Source organism: Arsenicicoccus sp. UBA6765 (assembly GCF_002453335.1).
GTDB classification, from domain to species: Bacteria; Actinomycetota; Actinomycetes; order Actinomycetales; family Dermatophilaceae; genus Arsenicicoccus; species Arsenicicoccus bolidensis.
This window is the reverse complement of the sequence record NZ_DKGR01000029.1, coordinates 1-6,623: the sequence shown is the minus strand read 5'-3', so window position 1 is coordinate 6,623 and position 6,623 is coordinate 1. Positions and strand designations below refer to the sequence as shown.

The window sequence follows — 6,623 nt, the reverse complement described above, 5'->3', positions numbered from 1 at the left end:
CGGATCAGTCAGGAGAGCCACAAATGGGGGTGATGAGCCGGCCACAACCCCCATTTGTCGCCTCTCAACGGGTGGGTGGGAGCCTCTCGACGGGGTGGGCGGGGGCGTCTCGGCGGGTGGTGGGGGAGGATGGCGTCATGAGCACCTGGATCGGCTTCCTGCGGGCGATCAACCTCGCCGGCAAGCGGACGTTCTCGCCCCAGCAGATCGTCGCGTGCCTGGAGGCGGCGGGGTTCACCGACGTCGCCACCCACATCAACACCGGCAACGTGCGCCTCACCACGACGATGCGCTCGCGCGACAAGGTCGTCGCCGCGATGGAGCGAGCATTCCTGGACGACCGGGGATTCGAGGTGCCGGTGGCGCTGCTGACGCCGGCGGAGGTCCGCGCGGTGGCCGACGAGCTGGACGAGGTCGGCGAGGGGCACGAGGGCAGGCACTACCTGTCCTTCCTGCCGCAGGAGCCGTCCGCGGAGGTGGTCACTGCGCTGCACGCCCTCGAGGCTCCCGGCGAGCGGGTCGTGCCCCGTGGGCGGGCCGTGCACCTGCTGCTCGGCCCCGACTACCACCGGTCGCGACTCACCAACACGGCCGTCGAGCGCGTCGCAGGGATGGCCACCAACCGCAACCGCACCGTGGTCGAGGCCATCGCGGCCAAGTGGTGCTGAGACGGTTCGCCCGGATGGATGTGCAACCTCCTGGCCCGTGAGCCGCGTCTCCCCAGCAGAGCCAGGGCGCACCGCCCGGTCCATGAAACAGGGGGAACGTCATGGGAACTCGCATCGCAGCACTCGCCTCGTCCGCCGTCGCCGTGCTGGCGCTGACCGCCTGCGGCTCCGGGGGGAGCGACGCGGCGGGCAGCTCGGCGGCCCGGTCGAGCGCCGCGTCGGCGTCCAGCGGGAGCACGGCCGGTATGCCGTCCGCGCCCACCGCCACCAACGGGACGGGCAGCGCGGGTGCCGGCACGACCGGCACCACAGCCCCGACCCCGCGGGCCCCGGCCGCGACATACGGCAGCTCGACCGGCACCACGACCCGCGCGGCGCGCCCGTCCACAGGCACGCAGGGGGGAGGCCAGGTGACCGGCGCGACCGGCGGGCTCAAGGCCTATCTCGAGGCGCACCTCGCCGACGTCAACAAGGGGGATGGCTGCGACGTGAACATCCGCGTCGACAAGCGGGTCGGCGGCTACGCGCGCGGCAGCTACTTCGCGCCGGAGTGCGAGGCCGGCAAGGGCATCTGGGCCTACAGCGAGGCGGCCGGCTGGCACGTCGTGCACCGCGGGCAGGAGCCGCCACAGTGCACCGAGCTGGCCCGCCTGGCGCCTCAGATGCCGACCAGCATCGCCGGGCAGTGCCTCCTCGACGGCAAGGCCGTCACCTGGCGACCCGGCCTGGTCGCCGAGCCCGACCCACAGGTCACGGGCGCGACGGGCGAGCTGCGGACCTACCTCGTCGGGCGGCTGCGGACGATGAACGCCGGCGACGGCTGCGACCTCGGGGCCCGCGTCGACAAGCGGGTCGGCGGCTACGCGCGCGGCAGCTACTTCGCGCCGGAGTGCGAGGGCGCGGCCGCCCTGTGGGCCCAGGGCGCCAACGGCTGGTCCGAGGTGTGGAGCGGCCAGGACACGCCGACCTGCGCGACCCTGCGATCCAGGGCGCCGGGCATGCCCACCTCGATCGTCGACAGGTGCGTGGGTGACGCAGGCAAGGCAGAGCCCTGGCGTCCGACGCGCTGATCGGCTCGAGCCGGGGCGGGGCGGGGCTGCGGAATCGCGCGGCCCGCCCCGGTGTTGGGGAGGGCATGAACGTGAGCGAGATCCTCCCCCCCGGCGTCGCCCTGCCGCAGGCCGGCACCATCACGATGTTCTCCACCACCTGGTGCGGCTACTGCCGCCGCCTCAAGGGCGACCTCGACCGCGCCGGCATCGGCTACACCGAGGTCAACATCGAGGACTCGGCCGCGAGCGCCGAGCTGGTCGAGGTCATCAACCACGGCAACCAGACCGTGCCGACCGTGGTCTTCCCCGACGGCAGCTCCGCCACCAACCCCTCGCTCGCCGAGGTCCGTTCGCGGCTCGGCTGAGTCTCCCCGCGAGCTCGCCATGTCCGTCCCCAGCCGTATGACGTCCCGTGGGCCCGCCGTATGACGCGCCTGCTGGTCGTGTCGGACACGCACGCGCCCCGGCGCTGGAAGTCCTTGCCGCCCAGCCTGGTCCCCCTGCTCGAGCAGGCGGACCTGGTGCTGCACGCGGGTGACGTGTGCGTGCCCGCGGTGCTGGACGAGCTCGCGGCCTACGCCCCCGTCCGGGTCGTCCTCGGCAACAACGACGGCCCGGACGTCGCCGCCTGGGGAGCCGGCGTCCCCGAGACGCTGTCGCTCGAGGTCGCCGGCCTCCGCGTGGCGATGATCCACGACGCCGGTCCCCGGCCGGGGCGGGGGCGGCGGATGCGGCGGCGGTTCCCGGACGCCGACCTCGTCGTCTACGGCCACTCGCACATCCCCATGGACGTGGTGGACGATGGGACGCATCTCTTCAACCCCGGGTCGCCGACAGACAAGAGGCGGCAGCCACGGCATACGGCCGGGGTCCTCGAGATCGCCGCAGGCGAGCTCGTCCGCCACGAGATCGTGGCCCTCTGAGGCTGAGGCGTCCTTGCGCCTGGCGCGCGTCATCGGGTGAGTCCGCTGCTCGTCGACGAGCAGCAGACTCACCCGATCCGGGTCAGACGGTGAGGCCGAGCCCGGTCAGCAGGGCGCGGTAGCCCTCGCGATAGGTCGGGTGCTGCAGCGTGAAGCCGGTCGCCCGTAGACGCGCGTTGGACAGGCAGCGACCCTCGGCCACGGATCGACCAGGGGTGCTGACCGACCACGTGATCCCCAGCAGCGCAGCGACATACGCGCTCAGCTCGCCGCTGGTGCAGGGCTCGTCGTCGGTGACGACGTAGAGCGGGTCCGGCGCCTCGGGGCGGGTCAGGAGGTGGACGACGGCGGCCGCCGCGTCGTGCCGGTGCAGCCGATTGGTCCACCGGTGCGGGTGCGGGTCCTCGCCGCGCCGCACCTGCGCGACGATGCGGGGCTCGCGGTCGCCGTACAGGCCGCTGAGCCGGGCCACCGTGCCGTGCGGCACCGCCTCCCGGAACGCCGACTCGGCCTCCAGCAGCACGCGCGAGGTCGGGCGTGACGGCTCCGGCGGGGTCGTCTCGTCCACGAGACCGGCGGCGTCGCCATACACCCCGGTCGAGGACACGAGGACGGCCCGGCGAGGTGACCGGCCCGCCCGGGTGGCCGCCTCGAGAGCGCGCGACATCCCTTCGACATAGGTGCGCCGGTAGCCCGCCTCGTCCCGCTCGTCGGCGGTCAGGCACACCACGAGCAGGTCGGCGGACAGGTCGGGCAGGGGCGTGCGGTCGTCGGTGATGTCGGCAGCGATGCCGTGCAGCGGAGCCGGGACGCGGTCGACCTGACGACGCACCGCGCGCACGGCCACGCCCAGCGACGCGAGGCGCAGCCCGATCCGGGCCCCGAGGTCGCCGCACCCGATCAGGGTGGCGGTCGTCCCCGCCTCGACGCTGCGCGCCTCAGCCATCGAGGGAGCTGGTGTCGTCGGGCACGTCGACGGCATACGCCCGCAGCACCTCCAGCGGCACGATCCCCAGCACGGCCTGGTTGGTCGCGGCCAGCCGCACCGGCGCGGCGGCCCCCGCCTCGTGCGCCATCAGCCAGTTGCGCGCCGTCACGCACCAGGTGTCACCGGGCTGCAGCCCCGCGAAGCCGTACTGCGGGCGCGGGGTCGACAGGTCGTTGCCGATCGACCGCTGGTGCTGCAGGAACTCCACCGTGACGACCGCGCAGATCGAGTGGTGCCCCAGGTCCTCCGGACCGATCGTGCAGGTCGCGTCCCGATAGAACCCGGTCACGGGGTCCTGCCCGCACTCGTCGAGCGGACCGCCGAGGACGTTGAGCTGGGTCATGGGGCCAGTATGCCGGGGCCCGACGGTCGGTGGGGCCTGGGCCCGACGCCGGGTCACCGTCAGGAGGGGTGCCCGGGCGCGGGGTCCTCTGCCACCAGACCCAACGTCCACCATCCTTGGACCAAACCCTCACGATCCTCGGGGGTGCCCAGGAGGTATGGCGCGCCCCGGGGGCACGGCGGGGCGCGTCAGGAGTTGAGCGGCCAGTCGTCGCGCACCGGGGCGCCGCCCTCGACCACGTCCTCCGGCTCGTCGGTGCGCTCGGTCCACGAGTCCTGCGGCCGGTAGCCGAGCTCGAGCATCGTGTTGGTGAGGTCCCAGCGGCGGTTGGGGTTGTCGGAGATCGCATAGTAGAGCCCGAAGGTCACCTCGGCCTCGATCGCGCAGCGAAAGACCCGCTCGGTGTCGTCCTCGCTGAGCCACATGGCGTGCAGCAGGTCCTCGTCGGCGTCGAACGGGTCGTCGGACATCCACCCGATGCGGAGCGCGATGACGTCCAGTCCGTGCTCGTCGTGGTAGTAGCGGCCCAGCGTCTCGCCGAACACCTTGGACACGCCGTACAGCGAGTCGGCGCGCGGCAGCTGGTGGGGATAGACGGGCCACTGCTCGAGCCGGTCGTACATCCCCATCGCGTGGTTGGACGACGCGTAGACCACGCGGCGCACCCCGGCCTCGCGAGCCGCCTCGAGCACGTTGCGGTAGCCCACGATGTTGGCGGCGAGCACGTCGTCCCAGTCGGACTCGGGGGAGGCGGAGCCCGCGAGGTGCAGGACGGTGTCGACGCCCTCCATGAGCGGCAGCACCTCGGCGTAGTCCTCGAGGTCGGCCCGCTGGAGCACTCGCTCCTGCTCGTCGTTCTTGGGGGTGCGGCCGTGCTGCACGATCTCGTAGTCGTCGCGCAGGCGGTCAGCCAGCAGCAGCCCGATGCCTCCGGTCGCGCCGGTGATGAGGATCCGTCGCCTGGTCCGCGTGGTGCCCGTGTCCGTGTCGGTGTCGGTCATGGCTCCATCATCGCGCGCAGGTCGGCCCGCATGGCGGGAAAGGCGGTGGTGGAAAAGCCTGCTCGTTCGTAAAGGTGGCGTCCCTCGGCGGTCGCCATCAGCTCGGCGCGGGGCACCCCGGTCTCGCGGGCTGCGTCGACGTCGGTCATGGGCCGACTCTCGCCACGGGCGCTGGACAGGAGGTGAACACGTGCTGCACAACCCCTGGTCACGGCGCTCGGTAGCGCGACTCGGTCGACGGGTCCAGCGCGCGCCGTCGCACCAGCTCCCGTATGGCGTGCAGCGCCACCCCACGCTGGTCGTAGACCTGGTGCGCGACCAGCGCGAGGTGACGCAGCTGCTCGTCGTCGAGCAGGTCGAGCCGCGTGAGGTCGCGGACGTAGAGGGCGTCGGCCTCGACGAGCTGCCGAGCCTGGCGCTCGTCGGCGTCGGCCCACTGGACGGGAGCGATCGGCCAGGTCTTGGTCGAGACGAATCCCTGCGGCACGAACCCCTGCTCGCGCAGCTCGAGGTCGATCTCGGCGAAGGTCGGTTGGGCCCGGTAGAGCCGGTGGAAGCCCACCTCGACCTGGATGGTCGTGGCCCGCGCCAGCGTCTCGCGGCCGCCGCGAAAGATCATGAGCTCGGCGCCCTGCACGTCGATCTTGAGGTGGTCGAGCAGCTCGATCTCGCGGACGTCGTCGAGGCGGGTCGTGGGGAGCGGCAGACGGTCGACCACCGTTGCCAGCCGGGGGAAGTCGACGAGCAGCTCGAGCTGCGCGGGGTCGGGCTCGTAGAGGCTGGAGAACCCGGACGAGGCGCACAGGTGCAGGGTGTGGGTGGCGCCGTCGCCGATGGCATAGGGGAGGTAGCGCTCGAGATCGCCTGCGGCCGACCGCAGTCGCTCGATCGCCTCGGGCTGCGGCTCGAATCCCGTGACCCGGCAGGCGCCCTCGCGCAGCATGGCGAGATAGGGCGGCTCGTCCTCGAGCGGGTTGGCCCCGATGTCGACGACCTCCGTGAGCCGCGTCGGCCCGAGCAGGTCTGCCAGACGGTCGGACTCGCGTCGTGGGGAGATCGTCCCGGACATGCTGCTCCTCGTGTCGCGCCGGCGGTCCGTCGACCCTAGAGGGGGCGGTCGTCGCGGTGGGGGTTAGCCCGGTGGCTGGTCGAGGGCAGCGCGCCGGTCGTGCAGGTGGCTGAGCTCGGCCTCGTTGCGGCACAAGGAGATCGCCGCGTCGTATGCCGTCCTGGCCGCCGCCACTCGCCCGGCCCGGGTCAGGAGCTCGGCGCGCACGGCGTCGAACCGGTGGCTCGCGCCGACCCCGCCGACCCCGCTGATCGCCGCGATAGCGGCCAGGCCGGCCCCTGGCCCGCGGGCCTGCGCCACCGCCACGGCGCGGGCGAGCTCGACGCTCGGGCCGGGCGCCACCGCCACGAGCAGGTCGTAGTGCGCGACGATCCGGTCCCAGCGGGTGTCGTCGGGCCGCGGCGCCAGCGCGTGCTCCGCCGCGATGCGCGCCTGCAGGAGGTAGGCGGCGGCCTGGACCGGCAGCCCGCCACGCAGGGGTGCGGACTCGAGCAGGGCCACCGCCTCGGCGATCTCGTCGCGGTGCCAGCGGCTCCGGTCCTGGTCCGCGAGCAGCACTAGGGCGTGTCTCCCAATGGC

At 73.0% G+C, this 6,623-nt stretch carries 9 protein-coding genes and 1 pseudogene; 4 read left to right on the top strand and 6 right to left on the bottom strand.

All coding sequences use genetic code 11. From position 1 onward, the window contains the following. Positions 1-137: 137 nt before the first annotated feature. The 4 genes from B4K29_RS08600 (at position 138) to B4K29_RS08585 (ending at position 2,643) form a co-directional block, all read left to right on the top strand. Positions 138-668, top strand: coding sequence for a DUF1697 domain-containing protein (locus B4K29_RS08600; RefSeq protein ID WP_286967063.1), 531 nt, complete (start codon positions 138-140; stop codon positions 666-668). A 101-nt stretch (positions 669-769) separates the two neighbouring features. Next, the gene (locus tag B4K29_RS08595; RefSeq protein WP_286967061.1) at positions 770-1,738 is read left to right on the top strand and encodes a hypothetical protein; all 969 of its coding nucleotides are present in this window, start codon (positions 770-772) and stop codon (positions 1,736-1,738) included. A gap of 65 nt (positions 1,739-1,803) precedes the next feature. After that, positions 1,804-2,085 (top strand): mycoredoxin, encoded by a 282-nt coding sequence (locus tag B4K29_RS08590; protein ID WP_239266684.1) that lies wholly within the window; start codon positions 1,804-1,806, stop codon positions 2,083-2,085. Between the two features lie 60 nt (positions 2,086-2,145). Further along, positions 2,146-2,643 (top strand): metallophosphoesterase family protein, encoded by a 498-nt coding sequence (locus B4K29_RS08585; RefSeq protein ID WP_239266686.1) that lies wholly within the window; start codon positions 2,146-2,148, stop codon positions 2,641-2,643. Between the two features lie 82 nt (positions 2,644-2,725). Here B4K29_RS08585 and B4K29_RS08580 read toward each other — a convergent pair whose 3' ends face one another. The 6 genes and pseudogenes from B4K29_RS08580 to B4K29_RS08555 all read right to left on the bottom strand — a co-directional run. Then, positions 2,726-3,589 (bottom strand): NAD-dependent epimerase/dehydratase family protein, encoded by an 864-nt coding sequence (locus B4K29_RS08580; protein ID WP_286967059.1) that lies wholly within the window; start codon positions 3,587-3,589, stop codon positions 2,726-2,728. After that, complete coding sequence (locus B4K29_RS08575; RefSeq protein WP_286967057.1) at positions 3,582-3,974, bottom strand: DUF2237 family protein; 393 nt, start codon at positions 3,972-3,974, stop codon at positions 3,582-3,584. The genes B4K29_RS08580 and B4K29_RS08575 overlap by 8 nt, the downstream gene beginning before the upstream one ends. Before the next feature lie 188 nt (positions 3,975-4,162). Continuing rightward, the gene (locus tag B4K29_RS08570; protein WP_286967055.1) at positions 4,163-4,975 is read right to left on the bottom strand and encodes an NAD-dependent epimerase/dehydratase family protein; all 813 of its coding nucleotides are present in this window, start codon (positions 4,973-4,975) and stop codon (positions 4,163-4,165) included. Next, the gene (locus tag B4K29_RS08565) at positions 4,972-5,124 is read right to left on the bottom strand and encodes a hypothetical protein (RefSeq protein WP_286958555.1); all 153 of its coding nucleotides are present in this window, start codon (positions 5,122-5,124) and stop codon (positions 4,972-4,974) included. Before B4K29_RS08565 ends, B4K29_RS08570 begins: the two co-directional genes overlap by 4 nt. 59 nt (positions 5,125-5,183) lie before the next feature. Then, entirely contained in the window at positions 5,184-6,044 is an 861-nt protein-coding gene (locus B4K29_RS08560; RefSeq protein WP_286959743.1) for an FkbM family methyltransferase, read from the bottom strand. A gap of 63 nt (positions 6,045-6,107) precedes the next feature. Further along, positions 6,108-6,623 (bottom strand): annotated as a pseudogene (locus tag B4K29_RS08555) (RNA polymerase subunit sigma-24); the annotation flags it as partial.